The organism is Citrobacter sp. Cpo147 (assembly GCF_030332405.1).
In the GTDB taxonomy this organism is placed as follows: Bacteria; Pseudomonadota; Gammaproteobacteria; order Enterobacterales; family Enterobacteriaceae; genus Citrobacter; species Citrobacter portucalensis.
In genome coordinates this window covers 743304-762242 of the sequence record NZ_JAOWHX010000030.1, presented here as the reverse complement: position 1 = coordinate 762242, position 18939 = coordinate 743304, and the positions used below count along the sequence as shown (strand labels likewise).

The window sequence follows — 18939 nt, the reverse complement described above, 5'->3', positions numbered from 1 at the left end:
TCCTTAGCTTTGCGCGACTTTGCGCGGGATAAATTCGTTTGCCACCGCTTCGCCTTGTTGTTGCAGGTGTTGCGGCTGCGGAATTTCCGGTATAGCAACATCCAGATGCGGAAACAGCAGCTCGCCAACCTTGTATGCCTCTTCCAAATGTGGGTATCCGGACAACACAAAGCTGTCGATTCCCAGCGCGGCATACTCGTTGATACGCGCCGCGACAGTCGGACCATCTCCGACCAGCGCGGTACCCGCGCCACCGCGTACCAGTCCAACGCCTGCCCACAGGTTCGGACTAATTTCCAATTTGTCGCGTTTACCATTGTGCAGTGCAGCCATTCGCTGCTGACCAACCGAATCCGTTCTTGAGAAGGCGTCCTGGGCTTTGGCAATGGTGTCGTCATCCAGGTGGGCTATCAGACGATCCGCTGCCTGCCACGCCTCGTGGGTTGTCTCCCGTACGATCACATGCAGACGAATACCAAAGCGGATCTTGCGCCCGAGCGCCGCTGCTTTGGCCCGCACCTGTTCAATCTTCGCTTTCACCTGTTCCGGCGGCTCGCCCCAGGTCAGATAGAGATCAACCTGCTCGGCAGCAAGGTCTTGTGCGACATCAGACGAGCCGCCGAAATAAAGCGGTGGCCGGGGTTGTTGTACGGGAGGGAAAAGCAGCTTCGCGCCGCGGACATGAATATGTTTGCCGTTGAAATCCACCGTTTCACCTTGCAGCAAGCGCCGCCAGACCTGAGTAAATTCAGCAGAGGCTTCATATCGTTCTGTGTGATCGAGGAACACGCCGTCACCTGCCAGCTCCTGTGGATCGCTGCCGGTCACCAGGTTAAATAACGCCCGGCCATTTGAGAGTCTGTCGAGCGTCGCAGCCTGACGTGCGGCAACCGTTGGCGAGGTGACGCTTGGGCGCAGCGCGACCAGAAACTTTAATCTCTGGGTGACCGGGATCATCGAAGCGGCGACCAGCCAGGCATCTTCGCAAGAGCGACCGGTTGGGATCAGGACGCCGGTAAATCCAAGACGATCGGCCGTTTGCGCGATTAGTTGCAGATAACTGTGATCGACCGGGCGCGAACCTTCTTCCGTTCCAAGATAATGACCGTCACCGTGGGTGGGTAAAAACCAGAACATATTCAGACTCATAATTTTTCTCCTGCCTGCTGAGTGGGTTGCCAGATACGCTGGCGAATATCGATTTTTTTCGGCACCAAACGGTTGTCATAAAACAGATCGGCGGTTTGTTGTTGCAGGGCAGCAACGGAGGCGTTGACTGGCACAATGGTGGTTGGCGGACGGTGATCCAGATAAGACGCAATCACCGGTTCGGGCAGCCCCATGGTTTTGGCCAGCAGGGTAATGCTTTGCTGGCGCTGGTTGAGCGTTAACGCATCGGCCTGGCTAAAGGTATCCAGTACGCCAAGTACAAAAGCGCTATTTTTCTCGGCATAAGGACGGGCGGCGAGATAAAACGAACCGGTTTGCTTGAGGTCTGAGCCGTCCTTCAGTACGCGTACATCACCTTGCAGTAACGCGGCGGAATAATAGGGATCCCAGATAGCCCACGCATCAACGTTCCCTTGCTGAAAGGCCGCTCGCGCATCGGCGGGAGTCAGATACGTCGGTTGAATATCGGTAAATTTCAGTCCGGCCTGTTGCAGCGCCCGGAGCAGTAAATTGTGAGCGCTGGAGCCTTTCTGGAAGGCGACTTTATGTCCTTTAAGCTGCGCGACGCTCTGGATCGGGCTATTTTTTGGCACCAGAATCACTTCGGCTTTCGGTTTGAGCGGCTCGACGCCCACGTAAACCAGATCGGCCCCGGCTGCCTGGGCGAAAATCGGCGGAATGTCACCGGTACTGCCGAGATCGATACTGCCGATATTGAGCGCTTCCAGCATTTGCGGTCCAGCCGGGAATTCGACCCACGAGATTTTAGTCTGCGGATAGCGTTTCTCGAGTAGCTGATGGCTTTTGGCCAGCACCATACTGACGCTTCCTTTCTGGTAACCAATACGCAGAGCATCGGGGGCCGATTCTGCGGCATGCCCCAGAGTTGACAGCGACAACAACCCGGTCAGTGCCAGCCATGACGTGTGACGCCTGAGAAAATCAAGCATGAGCGGCACCTCGCAGGGTGTTCAGTTGAGGAAGTTGGACATCGCGACGATGCAACGCCAGCCAGAAGGTATCGAGCGCACTGTCCAGACGCTGCTGAAGGTTGGGCGTAAACTGAGGTTTATGTTGATAATCAATTACCTGTGAATCATCAGCAAACACACCGTGCAGGATCTCCTGGGCCTTTAATGCGCTCAGTACCGGTTTCAGCGCGTAATCGACGGCAAGTAAATGCGCCACGCTGCCGCCGGTCGCCAGCGGCAAAACCACTTTCCCTTCCAGCGCCCGCTCGGGGAGTAGATCGAGCAGGGTTTTCAGGGCGCCAGAGTAAGCGGCTTTATAGACTGGTGTTGCGACAATCAGCCCGTCTGCATCCTGCAATTGTTCGATAAATGTGTTCAGCGCTGGACTGTCGAAACGAGCATAGATCAGGTCTTCCGGGGAAAAATTGTGTAGGTTCCAGTGAAAGACTTCGACATCCTGACCGTGAAGTTTTTCTCGGGCATATTCCAGTAACGCACTGGATCGAGAGGGAAAGCGAGGGCTCCCCGCCAGAGTGATGACGCGCATAATTTCATTCTCCCCTTATAACTAATTGTTTGCTTTTGGTTAACATCGATAACAATTTGAGCAGTCTGGCAGAGAGATTTTGTTTATCGAAATGATTTATACGGCATAGAAAAGTTGGAAATTGAATAAAAAGGCAGAGGCAAGGAAAACGATTGCTATTTATTGCCGCAGGTCAATTCCCTTTTTGCTCGCGATAGCACATAATACGCCCCCGGTTTGCACACCGGGAATCCAGGAGAGTTCATGTACTACCCCTTCGTTCGTAAAGCCCTTTTTCAGCTCGATCCAGAGCGCGCTCATGAATTGACATTCCAGCAATTACGTCGCATTACCGGCACACCGCTTGAAGCGCTTGTGCGCCAGAAAGTACCGGCAAAACCGGTTACCTGTATGGGGTTGACGTTTAAAAATCCGCTCGGACTTGCTGCCGGACTGGATAAAGACGGGGAGTGCATTGATGCGCTCGGCGCGATGGGATTTGGTTCCATTGAGATTGGTACCGTGACGCCACGCCCTCAGCCGGGTAACGATAAACCGCGTCTGTTCCGTCTGGTCGATGCAGAAGGTCTGATCAACCGCATGGGGTTTAATAACCACGGGGTTGATAACCTGGTTGAGAACGTTAAAAAATCGCATTTTGACGGTATTCTGGGTATTAATATTGGTAAGAACAAAGATACCCCAGTAGAGAACGGCAAAGATGACTATCTGATTTGTATGGAAAAAGTCTATGCTTATGCTGGTTATATCGCGATTAATATCTCTTCACCGAATACGCCGGGATTACGTACGCTGCAATACGGCGAAGCGCTGGACGATCTCCTGACGGCAATTAAAAATAAGCAAAACGATCTGCAAGCGATCCACCATAAATATGTTCCGGTGGCGGTAAAGATCGCGCCGGATCTTTCTGTGGAAGAACTGATCCAGGTCGCCGATAGTTTAGTTCGTCATAATATTGATGGCGTAATTGCGACTAACACCACCCTCGATCGTTCTCTTGTTCAGGGAATGAAAAATTGCGATCAAATGGGTGGTCTGAGCGGTCGACCGTTACAATTAAAAAGTACAGAAATTATTCGCCAGTTGTCTCAGGAATTAAAAGGTCAGCTGCCGATTATTGGCGTTGGTGGTATCGACTCGGTGATTGCTGCACGTGAGAAAATAGCTGCTGGTGCAACCCTCGTACAGATTTATTCGGGCTTTATTTTTAAAGGTCCGCCGTTGATAAAAGAAATCGTCAGCAATATCTGAATGCTACCTTAATCACAAACCAGGGCTTTATTTCTAGCCCTGGTTGTTTTATATTCCTTTACTGTTGCTTATTTAAACATTCTGAGCTTTTATTATTAGGGCAATAAACGAAGCGGCAAAAGGATACTGTCGTAACGGTGATGATTAAGGAAAGGAGAGAAACTGATGCGAATTAAACCCGACGATAACTGGCGCTGGTATTATGATGAAGAGCACGATCGTATGATGCTCGATTTAGCCAATGGCATGTTATTCCGTTCGCGTTTTGCTCGTAAAATGCTCACTCCTGATGCATTTTCTCCGTCTGGTTTTTGTGTTGATGACGCCGCGCTTTATTTTTCCTTTGAAGAAAAATGTCGCTACCTGGATTTAGCCAAAGAACAAAAAGCGGAACTGGTGCTTAATGCGCTGGTGGCGATTCGTTATCTCAAACCGCAAATGCCAAAAAGCTGGCACTTTGTCGCACACGGTATTAACTGGTCGCCGGTCGTGGGTGACGCAGCCTGTGTTGATTTAAGCGATACCGATGAACAGGTAAACCTGTTAGTGGTTGAGCCGGGTGAAAACGCCGCGCTTTGCCTGCTTGCGCAACCTGGCGTGGTTATCGCCGGGCGTACGATGCAGCTTGGCGATGCGATTAAAATAATGAATGACAGACTGAAACCGCAGGCCGTTGTTGACAGTTTCAGCCTTGAGCAGGCGGTTTAGCTCTCCAGCCTGATTGCCGTTTTGGGAACACAGCTACAGCACAGAATCGTTCCGTCGTCCCCCATCGCTGATTTCTTCAACGGGCTAACTTCGCCTTCTACCAGTCGAATTCGACAGCATCCGCAAATGCCTGCCCGGCATGAATAGGGAACCCGGATACCCAGGTTCTCCAACTGCTCAAGCAATACCTGCTGATTATTTCCGCGAAAGGTCTGTCCCTGCCAGTCAATAAGCACCGTGGCATCAGGTTGTTGTTCGGGTGTAGTTTCGTCTGATTCAGCCGCGCCGTACGCTCTGGCGGGGCCGGTTGCCAAAATTTCTACCTCATCGCCGACGCGAATAACGCCACTGTTACGCGCGATAAGATTCTGACCGAAATCGACATCGCCGTTATCTACCGCAGTACGGAAGGTTTGCAATGTGGCAAGCGGTTCACCGGATGGATGTTTCTGGCCTTTTTCCAGGCTAACTGTCGTGAAAATACAGCGGCTACAGGGTTTTGCTACATCAAAAATGACGTCGCCAATACGAATCACTTTCCAGGTATCTTCTTCCCAGGCACCAGCTCCCGAAACCACTATATTGGGGCGAAACTGTTCCATTTTGACGCTTGCCGGACAGCGCTGTTGCAGATCGCGCAGGGATGCTTCGTTGGCCAGCAGATAGGGATAACCATCAGCGAAGGATAAAGGAACATCAACATGGCGTTTTACACGGCGCGTCAGCTGCGGGCCGACCCAGCGTAACTGCATTTCACGGGAGAAAAAGCCGCTAAGCCACTGGTTGATAGCCGCTGGCGCAACACGCGCGGTAAAATGGTTTCCCCATACTTCTGTTGGTGCATCCTGAGGAGCGAAATCGGCAAATCGTACGAGCGCACTGCTGCCGTCTGGCGCCGTAAGATGCAGCCCATCGTGGAATGGGGAAGGCGTAAAACGGACCATTTGTGGGAACTGGCGGGCGGTTATGAATGTTCCGTCAGGTTCAGTGATCATAAATATGCGATCAAAGGCGAGACCGCTAATATCTGCCAGGGCATGCGTAAGCCCAATGCCGCGCATTGATTTAACCGGATGAATAAAAAGTCGGGTTAACGTGACCACTGTACAGCCCCTCGAATGAAAATAAGCCTTCAACTTTATGACATACAGCCCATATTAGCTATAATGCGCAGCAATTTTCTCGGAGTAAAAGTGACATTATGAATTCTCTGTTTGCCAGTACGGCCCGCGGGCTGGAAGAGCTGTTAAAAACTGAACTGGAAAACCTCGGCGCGCTGGAGTGTCAGGTCGTTCAGGGTGGGGTCCATTTTAAGGGCGACACGCGGCTTGTTTACCAGAGCCTGATGTGGAGCCGCCTGGCCTCGCGCATTATCCTGCCGATGGGAGAGTGCAAGGTCTACAGCGATCTTGATCTGTACCTCGGCGTTCAGGCAATCGACTGGACAGAGATATTTAACCCTGGTGCTACGTTTGCCGTCCATTTTAGCGGACTGAACGAGACCATTCGTAACAGCCAGTACGGCGCGCTGAAGGTCAAGGATGCGATTGTCGATGCCTTTACCCGCAAAAATATGCCGCGTCCGAATGTGGATCGTGAATCTCCGGATCTGCGCATCAACGTCTGGTTGAACAAAGATACTGCCAGCATTGCGCTCGATCTGAGCGGTGACGGTTTGCATCAGCGTGGCTATCGCGATCGCGCGGGTCAGGCACCGATTAAAGAGACGCTGGCCGCGGCAATTGTTATGCGTTCTGGCTGGCAGCCGGGAACCCCGTTACTCGATCCGATGTGTGGTTCCGGCACGCTGCTGATTGAAGCGGCGATGTGGGCAACCGATCGTGCGCCGGGCCTGCACCGTGGGTACTGGGGCTTCAGCGGTTGGGCGCAGCACGACGAAGCTGTCTGGCAAGAAGTTAAAGCCGAAGCGCAGGTGCGTGCGCGTAAGGGACTGGCTGACTATACCTCGCATTTCTACGGCTCTGACAGCGATGCGCGCGTGATTGAAAAAGCGCGTAGTAACGCTCGCCGCGCCGGGATTGCCGATCTGATGACGTTTGATGTGAAAGATGTCGCCAAATTGAGTAATCCGCTGCCAAAAGGACCGTACGGGACGGTTATCAGTAACCCGCCATACGGCGAACGTCTGGATAGCGAACCGGCGCTGATTGCCCTGCACAGCCTGCTGGGCCGTACGATGAAAAACCAGTTTGGCGGCTGGAATTTGTCGCTGTTCAGCGCTTCTCCGGATCTGCTCAGCAGTTTGCAATTACGTGCCGACAAGCAGTTCAAAGCGAAAAACGGCCCGCTGGATTGTGTCCAGAAGAACTATCACGTTGCAGAGACCACCGCGGACAGCAAGCCTGCCACGGTAGCAGAAGATTATGCCAACCGCCTGCGCAAGAATATTAAAAAGCTGGAAAAATGGGCGCGTCAGGAAGGCATTGAATGTTATCGCCTGTATGACGCTGACCTGCCGGAATACAACGTTGCAGTGGACCGTTACGGTGAGTGGGTCGTGGTTCAGGAATATGCCCCACCGAAGACAGTTGATGCGCAAAAAGCGCGTCAACGCCTGTTCGACATCATTGCCGCAACGCTGTCGGTACTGGAAATCGCGCCAAATAAACTGGTGCTGAAAACCCGTGAACGTCAGAAAGGGAAAAATCAGTATCAGAAGATGAATGAGAAGGGTGAATTCATTGAGGTAAGCGAGTACAACGCGCGCCTGTGGGTTAACCTGACAGACTATCTTGATACGGGCTTATTCCTCGATCATCGTATTGCGCGCCGCATGCTGGGACAGATGAGTAAAGGTAAGGATTTCCTTAACCTGTTCTCCTACACCGGCAGCGCCAGCGTACATGCCGGACTGGGTGGTGCGCGTAGCACCACGACGGTTGATATGTCGCGTACCTACCTGGAATGGGCGGAACGCAACTTGCGTCTGAACGGCCTGAGCGGTCGCGCTCACCGTTTAATTCAGGCCGATTGCCTGGGCTGGCTGCGTGATGCGAATGAACAGTTTGATCTGATTTTCATCGATCCGCCGACGTTCTCTAACTCAAAACGTATGGAAGATTCGTTTGATGTGCAGCGCGATCATCTGGCGCTGATGAAAGATCTGAAACGTCTGTTGCGTAAAGACGGCACGATCATGTTCTCCAACAACAAACGTGGGTTCCGTATGGATCTCGACGGTTTGGCTGAACTGGAATTGAAAGCACAAGAAATTACCCAAAAAACGCTTTCCCAGGATTTTGCCCGTAACCGTCAGATCCACAATTGCTGGCTGATTACCGCAGCCTGAAAGGATAAATAAATGTCATTGATCAGTATGCATGGTGCATGGCTGTCGTTCAGCGATGCGCCGCTTCTTGATAATGCAGAACTGCATATCGAAGATAACGAACGCGTCTGTCTGGTTGGCCGTAACGGCGCAGGTAAATCGACGCTGATGAAGATCCTGAACCGTGAGCAGGGGCTTGACGACGGGCGTATCATTTATGAGCAGGATCTGGTTGTGGCGCGTCTGCAACAGGATCCGCCGCGTAATGTTGAGGGCAGCGTGTATGATTTCGTTGCCGAGGGTATCGAAGAGCAGGCCGAGTATCTCAAGCGTTATCACGATATTTCGCGTCTGGTGATGACTGATCCGAGCGACAGAAATCTGAATGAGATGGCGCGGGTTCAGGAAATGCTCGATCATCACAATCTGTGGCAGCTCGAAAGCCGTATTAATGAAGTGCTGGAGCAGTTGGGGCTGGATCCAAACGCCGCACTTTCTTCGCTTTCAGGCGGTTGGCTGCGTAAAGCGGCGCTGGGCCGCGCGTTAGTGAGTAATCCGCGTGTACTGCTTCTGGATGAACCAACGAACCACCTGGATATTGAAACCATCGACTGGCTGGAAGGGTTCCTGAAATCCTTCAATGGGACAATCATCTTCATTTCCCATGACCGTTCATTTATACGCAATATGGCGACACGTATCGTCGACCTCGATCGTGGCAAGCTGGTGACTTATCCGGGGAATTACGATCAGTATCTGCTGGAGAAAGAAGAAGCGCTGCGCGTAGAAGAGTTACAAAATGCAGAGTTTGACCGCAAGCTGGCGCAGGAAGAGGTCTGGATCCGTCAGGGGATCAAAGCGCGCCGTACCCGCAACGAAGGCCGCGTGCGCGCACTGAAAGCCATGCGTCGCGAGCGTGGCGAACGCCGCGAAGTGATGGGTACGGCGAAGATGCAGGTCGAAGAGGCGAGCCGTTCAGGCAAGATTGTTTTCGAAATGGAGAACGTGGATTACCAGGTTGATGGAAAGCAGCTGGTAAAAGATTTCTCCGCACAGGTACAACGTAGCGACAAAATTGCGCTAATCGGACCGAACGGCTGCGGCAAAACAACGCTGCTGAAGTTGATGTTAGGCCAGCTTCAGGCTGACAGTGGACGCATTCACGTCGGCACCAAGCTGGAAGTGGCCTATTTCGATCAGCACCGCGCCGAACTGGATCCAGATAAAACCGTGATGGACAACCTGGCTGAAGGTAAGCAAGAGGTGATGGTTAACGGTAAACCTCGCCATGTGCTGGGTTATCTGCAGGATTTCCTGTTCCATCCGAAACGCGCGATGACGCCAGTGCGTGCGCTTTCTGGTGGGGAACGAAATCGCCTGCTGTTGGCGCGTCTTTTTCTGAAACCCAGCAATCTTTTGATTCTCGATGAACCAACGAACGATCTTGACGTCGAAACGCTGGAACTGCTTGAAGAACTAATTGATAGCTATCAGGGGACTGTACTGCTGGTAAGCCACGACCGTCAGTTTGTGGATAATACTGTAACTGAATGCTGGATCTTCGAAGGCGGCGGTAAAATTGGTCGTTATGTCGGTGGTTATCATGATGCGCGCAGCCAGCAATCTCAGTATGTGGCGTTTAAACAACCGGTCACGAAAAAAACAGAGGAAGCCGTTGCTCCTAAAGCAGAAATTGTCAAACGTGGCACGAGCAAACTAAGCTATAAACTGCAGCGCGAACTCGAGCAACTCCCCGCGCAGCTTGAAGAACTGGAAGCTAAACTGGAAAGGCTACAAGCGCAGGTTGCTGACGCCGCTTTTTTCAGTCAGCCACATGAGCAAACACAACAGGTATTAGCTAGTCTGAACGAAGCGGAACAAGAACTTGAGCAAGCCTTTGAGCGCTGGGAGTATCTTGAGTCTTTGAAGAACGGCGCATAATTTAAAGGAGCACATATGTGCGAACATCACCATGCCGCGAAGCATATTTTGTGCTCGCAGTGTGACATGCTGGTGGCGTTACCTCGCCTTGAGCATGGTCAGAAAGCGGCATGTCCACGATGTGGCACTACGTTAACGGTGGAGTGGGACGCGCCGCGGCAGCGTCCTACCGCCTATGTTTTAGCAGCATTATTCATGCTGCTTCTGTCAAACCTCTTCCCCTTTGTGAATATGAACGTTGCAGGGGTGAGCAGCGAAGTCACGTTGCTGGAGATCCCCAGCGTTCTCTTTTCTGAAGACTACGCCAGTCTCGGCACCTTCTTTTTATTATTCGTGCAGTTGGTCCCCGCGTTTTGCCTGCTGACTATCCTGCTGCTGGTGAATCGGGTGCAGATGCCCGCAAGACTTAAGGCGGGTCTTGCACGCGTCCTGTTCCAGTTAAAAAGCTGGGGGATGGCGGAAATCTTCCTCGCCGGCGTGCTGGTCAGCTTCGTTAAGCTCATGGCTTACGGCGATATCGGCGTGGGCAGCAGCTTTATTCCGTGGTGCTTCTTTTGCGTTTTGCAACTGCGCGCATTCCAGTGCGTTGACCGTCGCTGGCTGTGGGATGATATTGCGCCAATGCCAGTGATTAAGCAGGAGTTAAAACCTGGTGTGCCCGGCATTCGACAGGGACTGCGTTCCTGCTCTTGCTGCACTGCGATACTTCCCGCTAATGAACGGGTGTGCCCGCGCTGCCAGACGAAAGGCTATGTGCGGCGTAAAAACAGTCTGCAATGGACGTTGGCATTACTGTTTACGTCAATCATGCTTTATCTTCCTGCCAATATTTTGCCGATTATGATTACCGATCTGCTCGGGTCAAAGCTGCCATCAACGATACTTGAGGGGGTGGTTTTAATCTGGAGCGAAGGCTCTTATCCGGTGGCTGCGGTTATTTTTATCGCCAGTATTATGGTGCCGACGTTGAAAATGATCGCCATTGCCTGGCTATGCTGGGATGCCAAAGGGCACGGCAAACGCGACAGCGAACGTATGCACCTGATTTATGAAGTTGTGGAATTTGTCGGTCGCTGGTCAATGATCGACGTCTTTGTGATTGCGGTACTCTCTGCGCTGGTGCGCATGGGAGGGTTAATGAACATTTATCCTGCAATGGGTGCTTTGATGTTTGCTTTAGTCGTCATTATGACAATGTTTTCTGCGATGACATTTGATCCGCGTCTGTCGTGGGACCGTGAACCAGAACCAGGCCATGAGGAGTCCTGACAGCATGGAATCTAAAAGTGGGGAAGCCAAAGTGCAAAAGGTAAAAAACTGGTCGCCCGTGTGGATATTCCCTATCGTCACTGCACTCATTGGCGCGTGGGTACTGTTTTATCACTACAGTCATCAGGGGCCACAGGTCACGCTAATTACCACCAATGCCGAAGGTATTGAAGGGGGCAAAACGACGATTAAAAGCCGCAGCGTGGATGTCGGTATCGTCGAGAGCGCAACCCTGACTGATGATTTGACCCATGTGGAGATTAAAGCGCGTCTTAACTCCGGAATGGAAAAGCTGCTGCATAAAGATTCTGTCTTTTGGGTGGTGAAGCCGCAGGTTGGACGTGAAGGTATCAGTGGACTCGGCACGCTATTGTCCGGGGCTTATATTGAACTGCAGCCTGGCAATAAAGGCAGTAAGCTGGAAAATTACCAACTGCTGGATTCACCGCCGTTGGCCCCGCCAGATGCAAAAGGGATCCGTGTGATTCTGGACAGCAAAAAAGCCGGTCAGTTGAGTCCAGGCGATCCGGTGCTTTTCCGCGGCTATCGTGTGGGCTCGGTTGAAACCAGCACATTTGATGCGCAAAAGCGTACGATCAGCTATCAGCTTTTCATCAATGCGCCTAACGATCGTCTGGTGACCAGCAATGTACGTTTCTGGAAAGACAGCGGGATCGCCGTAGATCTTACCTCAGCAGGTATGCGCGTAGAAATGGGTTCGCTCTCCACGCTGTTTGGCGGTGGTGTAAGTTTTGATGTGCCAGAAGGTTTAGAGCAGGGCGAGCCGGTCGCACAACAATCAGCGTTTAATCTTTATGACGATCAAAAAAGTATTCAGGATTCACTGTATACCGATCATATTGATTACCTGATGTTCTTTAAAGATTCGATTCGTGGCCTACAGCCTGGTGCACCGCTGGAATTCCGTGGCATCCGCTTGGGTACGGTGAGTAAAGTACCTTTCTTCTCACCGAATATGCGTCAGGTATTTAACAATGATTACCGCATTCCGGTGCTGGTGCGTATTGAACCAGAACGTCTGAAGGCGCAACTGGGAGAGGATACCGATGTAGGCGCTCATTTGGAGCAACTGCTTAAACGCGGATTACGAGGATCGCTCAAAACCGGGAACCTGGTAACCGGCGCGCTGTATGTCGATCTCGACTTCTACCCGAAAGAGCCGCCGATTACTGGTGTGCGCGAATTTAATGGTTATCAAATTATTCCGACCGTGAGCGGTGGTCTGGCGCAGATCCAACAGCGTCTGATGGAAGCGTTGGATAAGATTAACAATCTGCCGCTGAACCCGATGATTGAGCAGGCAACTAATACGCTGTCGGAAAGCCAGCGCACAATGAAACATCTGCAAACTACGCTGGATAACATGAACAAGATCACGTCCAGTCAGTCGATGCAGGATCTGCCGGCGGATATGCAGAACACGCTGCGTGAACTAAATCGTAGTATGCAGGGTTTCCAGCCTGGTTCCGCGGCCTACAACAAGATGGTGGCGGATATGCAGCGTCTTGATCAGGTACTGCGTGAACTGCAACCGGTACTGAAAACGTTGAACGATAAGAGTAATGCGCTGGTATTTGAAGCGAAGGACAAAAAAGATCCAGAGCCGAAGAGGGCGAAACAATGAAAAAGTGGCTAGTGGTGATGATGGCGGTCTGGCTGACGTCATGCAGCTCCAGCGGAGAAAATAAAAGCTATTACCAGCTCCCTATCGCACAAGGCGGTGTGCAGAGCTCTGCCAATCAGGGAAACCGTCTGCTGTGGGTTGAACAGATTGCGGTACCTGATTATCTGGCCGGTAATGGGGTGGTTTACCAGACCAGCGATGTGCAATATGTGATAGCCAATAATAATCTCTGGGCCAGCCCATTAGATCAGCAATTGCGCAATACGCTGGTTGCGAACCTCAGTATGCAGTTGCCTGGCTGGGTTGTCGCTTCACAGCCGCTGGGAAGCACTCAGGACACGCTGAACGTTACCGTAACCGGCTTCCACGGTCGGTACGATGGTAAGGTTATCGTGAGCGGTGAATGGTTGCTGAATCATCAGGGACAACTGATCAAACGTCCATTCCACATCGAAGCTGTACAGACTAAAGACGGCTACGATGAGATGGTGAAGGTTCTTGCCAATGCCTGGAGTCAGGAAGCAATGGCCATTGCTCAAGAGCTGAAACGCATCCCTTAAGCTTAAATAATTGTAAATTATACCGCCCCTGGTTCATTGCCCGGGGCGGTTTTTTTTATTTTTTTAGCCGTGGAGATAGCTGTTCTGACTGACTATTTTTGTACAAATGATTTAGCGAGTAGCTCACAAATATGACACTGGCGTGAATTTTGCGCATTGACGAGCCTGATGTTTAGGGGTATTCGTTTAGTGTGATTGCACACTTAGTAATCACTGTTTTCTTTTCCACCAGACCCAAAAATGAGGGAAACGAGGCATGAAGAGACAAAAACGAGATCGCCTGGAACGGGCACATCAACGTGGATATCAGGCCGGCATTGCCGGACGCTCAAAAGAAATGTGTCCCTATCAGACGCTGAATCAGAGGTCATACTGGCTGGGAGGCTGGCGAGAAGCCATGGGGGATAGGGTTTTAATGGCCTGATTCTGTCTCTTTAGATAAAAGAAACCTCCGCAGAGCGGAGGTTTCGCCTTTTTGCACACCTGAAAAAACGGGGAAACGTTAATGTCTGGCTGCTTCGCAGTTCTGGATTAGAACGCGGAAGTGTCCTGGAACAGACCCACTTTCAGATCGTTTGCGGTATAGATCAGACGACCATCAACCAGCACTTCACCATCTGCCAGGCCCATGATCAGGCGACGGTTAACGATGCGTTTGAAGTGAATGCGGTAAGTGACTTTCTTCGCGGTCGGCAGAACCTGGCCGGTGAATTTAACTTCGCCTACGCCCAGCGCACGGCCTTTACCTTCGCCGCCCAGCCAGCCGAGATAGAATCCAACCAGTTGCCACATGGCGTCGAGACCCAGACAGCCCGGCATCACCGGATCGCCGATAAAGTGACAACCGAAGAACCACAGGTCCGGGTTGATATCCAGTTCAGCTTCAACATAACCTTTGTCAAAGTTGCCACCGGTTTCGGTCATCTTGATGACACGGTCCATCATCAGCATGCTTGGTGCTGGCAGTTGTGGCCCTTTAGCGCCAAACAGCTCACCGCGACCAGAGGCAAGAAGGTCTTCTTTCGTATAGGATTCGCGTTTATCTACCATGTTCTCTGTAAGCCTTATTTTATTGAAGCACGCAGGATAGCTAACACGTGTACGCTGAACAAGTCCGATCAGTTCGGAATAATCCAGTTCAGCCAACGTAGCGGCCATGGGAAACGGTGACGACCTTCCTGTTGCGTTGCCGTGGCAATACGCTCCTGAATGGTTTGCATCAGCGTTGTCTGGCCTTCGCCATCCCACACCAGATTTAACAACAGTGGTAGCGCATCAGTCACGTCGTCCACCGCCCAGATAGTGAATTTTTCTTCTTCTATGGCCTGTAGCAGCGCAGGCTGCAGGCTGAGGTGTCTGACGTTAGCCGAAGGAATGATAACGCCCTGTGTGCCTGTCAGTTCGCGCTGCTGGCAGATGGCGAAGAAACCTTCAATTTTCTCATTCAGACCACCGACAGGTTGTGCCCGACCAAACTGATCGACAGAACCTGTAATGGCGATACTTTGATTAACAGGAACGTCGGCGAGGGCGCTAATCAATGCGCACAGTTCTGCCATAGACGCGCTGTCACCGTCCACTTCGCTGTAAGATTGCTCAAAGGTCAGTGAGGCAGAGAAGGGGATTTGTTGCTCAAGCTGGAGTTCCGACATCAGGAACGCCTGCATAATCATCATACCCTTGGCATGAATATTTCCGCCGAGCTCGGCTTTGCGCTCAATATCCGTAAACTCGCCGTCGCCAATATGCACGACGCAACTGATACGAGAAGGCTCGCCAAATGCGCGTGGGTGGCCTGGAAACTCAATTACCGACAAGGCGTTGATCTGGCCAATACGCTCGCCTTCTGTCTCGATAAGGATCTGCTCTTGCAGAATTTCATCCTGCATGCGTTCAGCCAGGAATCCCTCACGCCATTCGCGCTGAGCCAGCATCAGGCTGAACTGCTCAGCGTTGCAGGTTTCGCCCTCGCATAACGGAGCCACCTCTTTGAACTGTCGGGTGATCCACAGCGGGTTAAGCGGCAATGTATCCTGTTCACCGGTATAGCGAACGGCTTCACGGATCAGAACCTGCCAGGCATCAGGAGCGGGGTAGGGCAAATTATTGCGTATGGCGGTATGCGTGACCCACTGACACCATTGCGTCATGGTTTCGGCATCCACTATCTGCAGATTATCTTCAAACTCGCTGTAAATGGCCTGCTCAGCCAGGTCTGGTTCCATGTCCTGGAAATCCGCCAGCGATTCACGCTCACCCACCAAAATAACTTTCAGTTTAAGCGGCATAGGGGGAACGGAGACAGGCAGCGGGCGAGACTCATCAAAAGCTACCCAATCAAAACGTTCGTGGCTGACAATGGCTTTCAGGCGCATCCACAACAGAGGTTGGGCCAACAGCGTGCGCAATGAGATAACCAGCACACCTCCATTGGCCTGATGTACCAGACCTGGCTGCAGCGTAATTTCTCCATTGAACTGACGCAGACAGCCAAACAGTTGTTCGGCTTCGGCCCAGTCAGCGCTGACCACCTGCGTCAACGTAGCAAAATTGTCTTCCGCTTTCTCAGCTGTACGATAACGAATAGTGTGACCGGAGATGTCGTAATGACCGCCAGTCAGGCTTCCTGCATCCGTGTGCAAGGGACGTGCAGCCTTTGCAATAAGGTTGAGATACTCAAGCTCTTCCGGTGCTTTTACCAACATGAACGAGGATGTTGTCCAGTGCTGAAGAAGCTGCTCTAGCGCGAATTGTAAACGTGGCTGAGTATCACTAAGTAAGGTGTCGGTGTCGTCAGTGACGTGCGGCTGTGCAAATACTTCCTGATAACTGTCGGTATCAGGAACCAGATCACGCCATGCAAGTTTCGTAATGGTCAAAGTTGATGTTTTTTAGTCTGTTGTAAAAAACGAGATTATACCGTAACCCTCACCACTAAACACCTGGAAAGCGCCGTGAAACGGTTGTGATGACGCGCGGCAGTTCACAGGCTGGATATTCTTTTCTTCAGATGCCGAAAAAGCTGATATTCTGATAAGAGTTACACGGTAACACTGAGATCGCAATGAAATATCAACAACTTGAAAACCTTGAAAGCGGCTGGAAATGGAAGTATCTGGTGAAGAAGCATCGTGAGGGGGAATTAATCACCCGTTACGTCGAGGCCAGCGCTGCCAAAGAAGCCGTTGATTTATTGCTAACCCTCGAAAATGAACCGGTTCGGGTTAATGCCTGGATTGAAGAACACATGAATTCTGCGCTGCTTAATCGTATGAAACAAACCATACGTGCCAGGCGCAAGCGGCACTTTAATGCTGAGCATCAGCATACCCGGAAGAAATCCATCGATCTGGAGTTCATGGTCTGGCAGCGTCTGGCTGGTCTTGCGCAGCGGCGCGGAAAAACGCTTTCTGAAACTATTGTGCAGCTAATTGAAGACGCAGAGCATAAAGAGAAGTACGCGAACAAAATGTCGACATTGAAACAGGATTTACAGGCGTTGCTGGGAAAAGAGTAGCGGTCGGCTGGTTTAACACGTGGCTTACTTTGGATGAAAAAAGATGAAAAAAAACCCCGCATGGCGGGGTTTTTTATAAGACGATAACTTAAGCCTGAGGCTGAGTTACAACGTCTTTGATGCCTTTAACTTCGATCTCAACACGACGATCCGGAGCCAGGCAGTCGATCAGTGCAGCGCGAGCTTTCACGTTGTCACAGGTGTTGCCAGTAACTGGGTTGGATTCACCCATGCCACGTGCAGAGATTTTGTCAGAAGGAATACCTTTAGAGATCAGGTAATCAACAACGGACTGAGCACGTTTCTCGGACAGCGCCTGGTTGTAAGCGTCAGAACCGATGCGGTCAGTGAAGCCCAGAACCACTACGGAACCGTCTTTCGGATCCAGGTTGCTCAGCTGGCTGTACATCTGGTCCAGAGCCTGCTGGCCTTCTGGTTTCAGAGTTGCTTTGTTGAAGTTGAACAGAACGTCAGACTTCAGAGTGAAGTGCTTGGTCTGTACTTCTGGAGCCGGAGCCGGAGCAACAACTACTGGAGCTGCTTCTTCCTGCTGGCCGAAACGGTAAGAAACACCAACGCTCAACAGACCGTTATCTGGACGACCGCCAACGGTGTTCGCGTCACCGATGTTGTTGGTCCACTGGTATTCCAGACGGGTAGCGATTTCAGGAGTAATTGCATACTCTACGCCACCAGCGAATACTGGGGATACACCAGTGTCGTGGTCTTTGAAGCCAGTGTTGTTTTTAGCGTCTGCACGCCAAACCATACCACCCAGACGGGTATAAACGTCCAGATCGTCAGTGATTGGGTAACCCAGTTTAGCGGTCAGCTGAACGCCCTGAGCTTTGAAAGCGCCATTCTGCTCGCTGCCTTTGTATGGCATACGGCCTAACCAGTCGTAACCCATTTCAAAACCAACGTACGGGTTAACCTGGTAACCACCGAACGCACCGGCACCCAGTTGGCTTTCGTGGGTCGGACCGTTGTTGTCGATACGGTTGTTGCCAATATCATGGAACTGAGACCAGCCCAGTTTAGCACCAGTATACCAGGTGTTATCTTTCGGAGCGGCCTGCGCCACGGTAGCGAAACCAGCCAGTGCCACTGCAATTGCGATAGCTGTCTTTTTCATTTTTTGCGCCTCGTTATCATCCAAAATTCGCCATGAATATCTCCGAAGAGAGATAACACGGTTAAATCCTTCACCCGGGGACCAGTTCAATAGTTACTCTACCGATATCTGCGGCTTACGCCGAGCACCCCTGGCGATGTAAAGTCTACAACGTAGTTGAAAACTTACAAGTGTGAAGTCCGTCAGGCATATGAAAAAAAAAGGCTTGTATACACAATATTTAACATTTATAGCTGAATAAATGTACTGAGGATATCCTGAAAACCGCTTCTGACAAGCGTTCAGACGAAAAACACATTACAGCTCAAAGACAAATTGAGAGATGAAAAAAAATTCCAGGATAAATCCTAATTTTACTCAATGATACAAATTCGAGTGAATTTTTAGCCCGGAATGCTGTCTCCCCGCAAGTGTCTGGGCGCGAACCGGACGCATGATAAAACCCATCGCATTACCTTCATCAGCCGCTTTGACCAGTTCGGCATGTTCATCTTCCGTTAATTCTTCCGCCAGCCAGCCAATGACAACACTGTAATTACCCGTGCGTAGCGCACGAATCATTGATTCCAGCGTATTGCAGGGGGAGAGCTGACTAATTTGCATGACTTTCGTCAATGGAAGTCCAGCTGACTGCACCCACTCCCGACTTAATTTTTGCTGAGGCGTCAGCCACAGCTGCCAGCGTGATTGTTGCCCTAACTGTTGCAGCAGGGGAAGCAGCAGCAGTTGTGTCATCATGGGCTGGTCCTCGCGATAGACAACTTCACTGATAAGCCCAGCGGTTGCGTTCTCTGATGAAACGCGCGCAATGTTGCTTGATGTGGAAGAGAACGACGATGAACGATTTGCATAGCCTGAAGTGTACATAATCAATCCAGCCCTGTGAGTTACTGTATGGATATACAGTAACCCTGCCGTCAACAAAGATCAACC

The 18939-nt window shown here is 51.3% G+C and carries 17 protein-coding genes; 9 read left to right on the top strand and 8 right to left on the bottom strand.

Annotated features, from left to right (window positions below; translation table 11 throughout):
- Positions 1-3: 3 nt before the first annotated feature.
- Genes ssuD through ssuE form a run of 3 tightly spaced genes read right to left on the bottom strand, consistent with a single transcriptional unit; the run spans position 4 to position 2688 of the window.
- The gene (ssuD, locus tag OGY06_RS06350) at positions 4-1149 is read right to left on the bottom strand and encodes an FMNH2-dependent alkanesulfonate monooxygenase (RefSeq protein WP_191221634.1); all 1146 of its coding nucleotides are present in this window, start codon (positions 1147-1149) and stop codon (positions 4-6) included.
- The gene (locus tag OGY06_RS06345) at positions 1146-2120 is read right to left on the bottom strand and encodes a sulfonate ABC transporter substrate-binding protein (RefSeq protein WP_286604968.1); all 975 of its coding nucleotides are present in this window, start codon (positions 2118-2120) and stop codon (positions 1146-1148) included. The genes ssuD and OGY06_RS06345 overlap by 4 nt, the downstream gene beginning before the upstream one ends.
- Positions 2113-2688: an NADPH-dependent FMN reductase gene (ssuE, locus tag OGY06_RS06340; RefSeq protein WP_003831971.1), complete on the bottom strand. Its 576-nt coding sequence runs from the start codon at positions 2686-2688 to the stop codon at positions 2113-2115. Before ssuE ends, OGY06_RS06345 begins: the two co-directional genes overlap by 8 nt.
- A 243-nt stretch (positions 2689-2931) precedes the next feature.
- Between ssuE and pyrD the strand changes: the two genes are divergently transcribed.
- Together pyrD and zapC are read left to right on the top strand one after the other, a co-directional pair.
- A complete protein-coding gene (gene pyrD / locus OGY06_RS06335; protein ID WP_003831973.1) occupies positions 2932-3942 on the top strand; it encodes a quinone-dependent dihydroorotate dehydrogenase in 1011 nt (336 codons plus the stop codon).
- Positions 3943-4107: 165 nt separating this feature from the next.
- Positions 4108-4650, top strand: coding sequence for a cell division protein ZapC (gene zapC / locus OGY06_RS06330; RefSeq protein ID WP_003035852.1), 543 nt, complete (start codon positions 4108-4110; stop codon positions 4648-4650).
- On the opposite strand, the gene OGY06_RS06325 is transcribed toward zapC, so the two are convergent.
- On the bottom strand, positions 4647-5753 hold the full coding sequence (locus tag OGY06_RS06325) for a YcbX family protein (RefSeq protein ID WP_286604966.1): 1107 nt from the start codon (positions 5751-5753) through the stop codon (positions 4647-4649). The two genes, zapC and OGY06_RS06325, sit on opposite strands and share 4 nt — an antisense overlap.
- A gap of 98 nt (positions 5754-5851) precedes the next feature.
- Here OGY06_RS06325 and rlmKL point away from each other — a divergent pair, with 98 nt between their 5' ends.
- From rlmKL to rmf, 6 genes are all read left to right on the top strand, one after another.
- Positions 5852-7960: a bifunctional 23S rRNA (guanine(2069)-N(7))-methyltransferase RlmK/23S rRNA (guanine(2445)-N(2))-methyltransferase RlmL gene (gene rlmKL / locus OGY06_RS06320; protein WP_286604964.1), complete on the top strand. Its 2109-nt coding sequence runs from the start codon at positions 5852-5854 to the stop codon at positions 7958-7960.
- A gap of 12 nt (positions 7961-7972) precedes the next feature.
- On the top strand, positions 7973-9880 hold the full coding sequence (locus tag OGY06_RS06315; protein WP_003831978.1) for an ABC transporter ATP-binding protein: 1908 nt from the start codon (positions 7973-7975) through the stop codon (positions 9878-9880).
- Positions 9881-9895: 15 nt separating this feature from the next.
- Entirely contained in the window at positions 9896-11149 is a 1254-nt protein-coding gene (pqiA, locus tag OGY06_RS06310; RefSeq protein ID WP_003831981.1) for a membrane integrity-associated transporter subunit PqiA, read from the top strand.
- A gap of 4 nt (positions 11150-11153) precedes the next feature.
- Complete coding sequence (pqiB, locus tag OGY06_RS06305; protein ID WP_003831983.1) at positions 11154-12794, top strand: intermembrane transport protein PqiB; 1641 nt, start codon at positions 11154-11156, stop codon at positions 12792-12794.
- Positions 12791-13354, top strand: coding sequence for a membrane integrity-associated transporter subunit PqiC (gene pqiC / locus OGY06_RS06300; RefSeq protein ID WP_003831985.1), 564 nt, complete (start codon positions 12791-12793; stop codon positions 13352-13354). The genes pqiB and pqiC overlap by 4 nt, the downstream gene beginning before the upstream one ends.
- Positions 13355-13610: 256 nt before the next feature.
- The gene (gene rmf / locus OGY06_RS06295; protein WP_003035871.1) at positions 13611-13778 is read left to right on the top strand and encodes a ribosome modulation factor; all 168 of its coding nucleotides are present in this window, start codon (positions 13611-13613) and stop codon (positions 13776-13778) included.
- 107 nt (positions 13779-13885) lie between these two features.
- Here the strand turns inward: rmf and fabA are convergent, their stop codons facing one another.
- Positions 13886-14404: a bifunctional 3-hydroxydecanoyl-ACP dehydratase/trans-2-decenoyl-ACP isomerase gene (gene fabA / locus OGY06_RS06290; RefSeq protein WP_003035875.1), complete on the bottom strand. Its 519-nt coding sequence runs from the start codon at positions 14402-14404 to the stop codon at positions 13886-13888.
- A 68-nt stretch (positions 14405-14472) separates the two neighbouring features.
- Positions 14473-16233: an AAA family ATPase gene (locus tag OGY06_RS06285; RefSeq protein ID WP_286604962.1), complete on the bottom strand. Its 1761-nt coding sequence runs from the start codon at positions 16231-16233 to the stop codon at positions 14473-14475.
- A 185-nt stretch (positions 16234-16418) separates the two neighbouring features.
- Between OGY06_RS06285 and matP the strand changes: the two genes are divergently transcribed.
- Positions 16419-16871, top strand: coding sequence for a macrodomain Ter protein MatP (gene matP, locus OGY06_RS06280; protein WP_003831992.1), 453 nt, complete (start codon positions 16419-16421; stop codon positions 16869-16871).
- Positions 16872-16959: 88 nt separating this feature from the next.
- Here matP and ompA read toward each other — a convergent pair whose 3' ends face one another.
- Positions 16960-18006 (bottom strand): porin OmpA, encoded by a 1047-nt coding sequence (gene ompA / locus OGY06_RS06275; protein WP_126318575.1) that lies wholly within the window; start codon positions 18004-18006, stop codon positions 16960-16962.
- A gap of 357 nt (positions 18007-18363) precedes the next feature.
- On the bottom strand, positions 18364-18873 hold the full coding sequence (sulA, locus tag OGY06_RS06270; protein WP_008784287.1) for an SOS-induced cell division inhibitor SulA: 510 nt from the start codon (positions 18871-18873) through the stop codon (positions 18364-18366).
- Positions 18874-18939 lie beyond the last annotated feature (66 nt).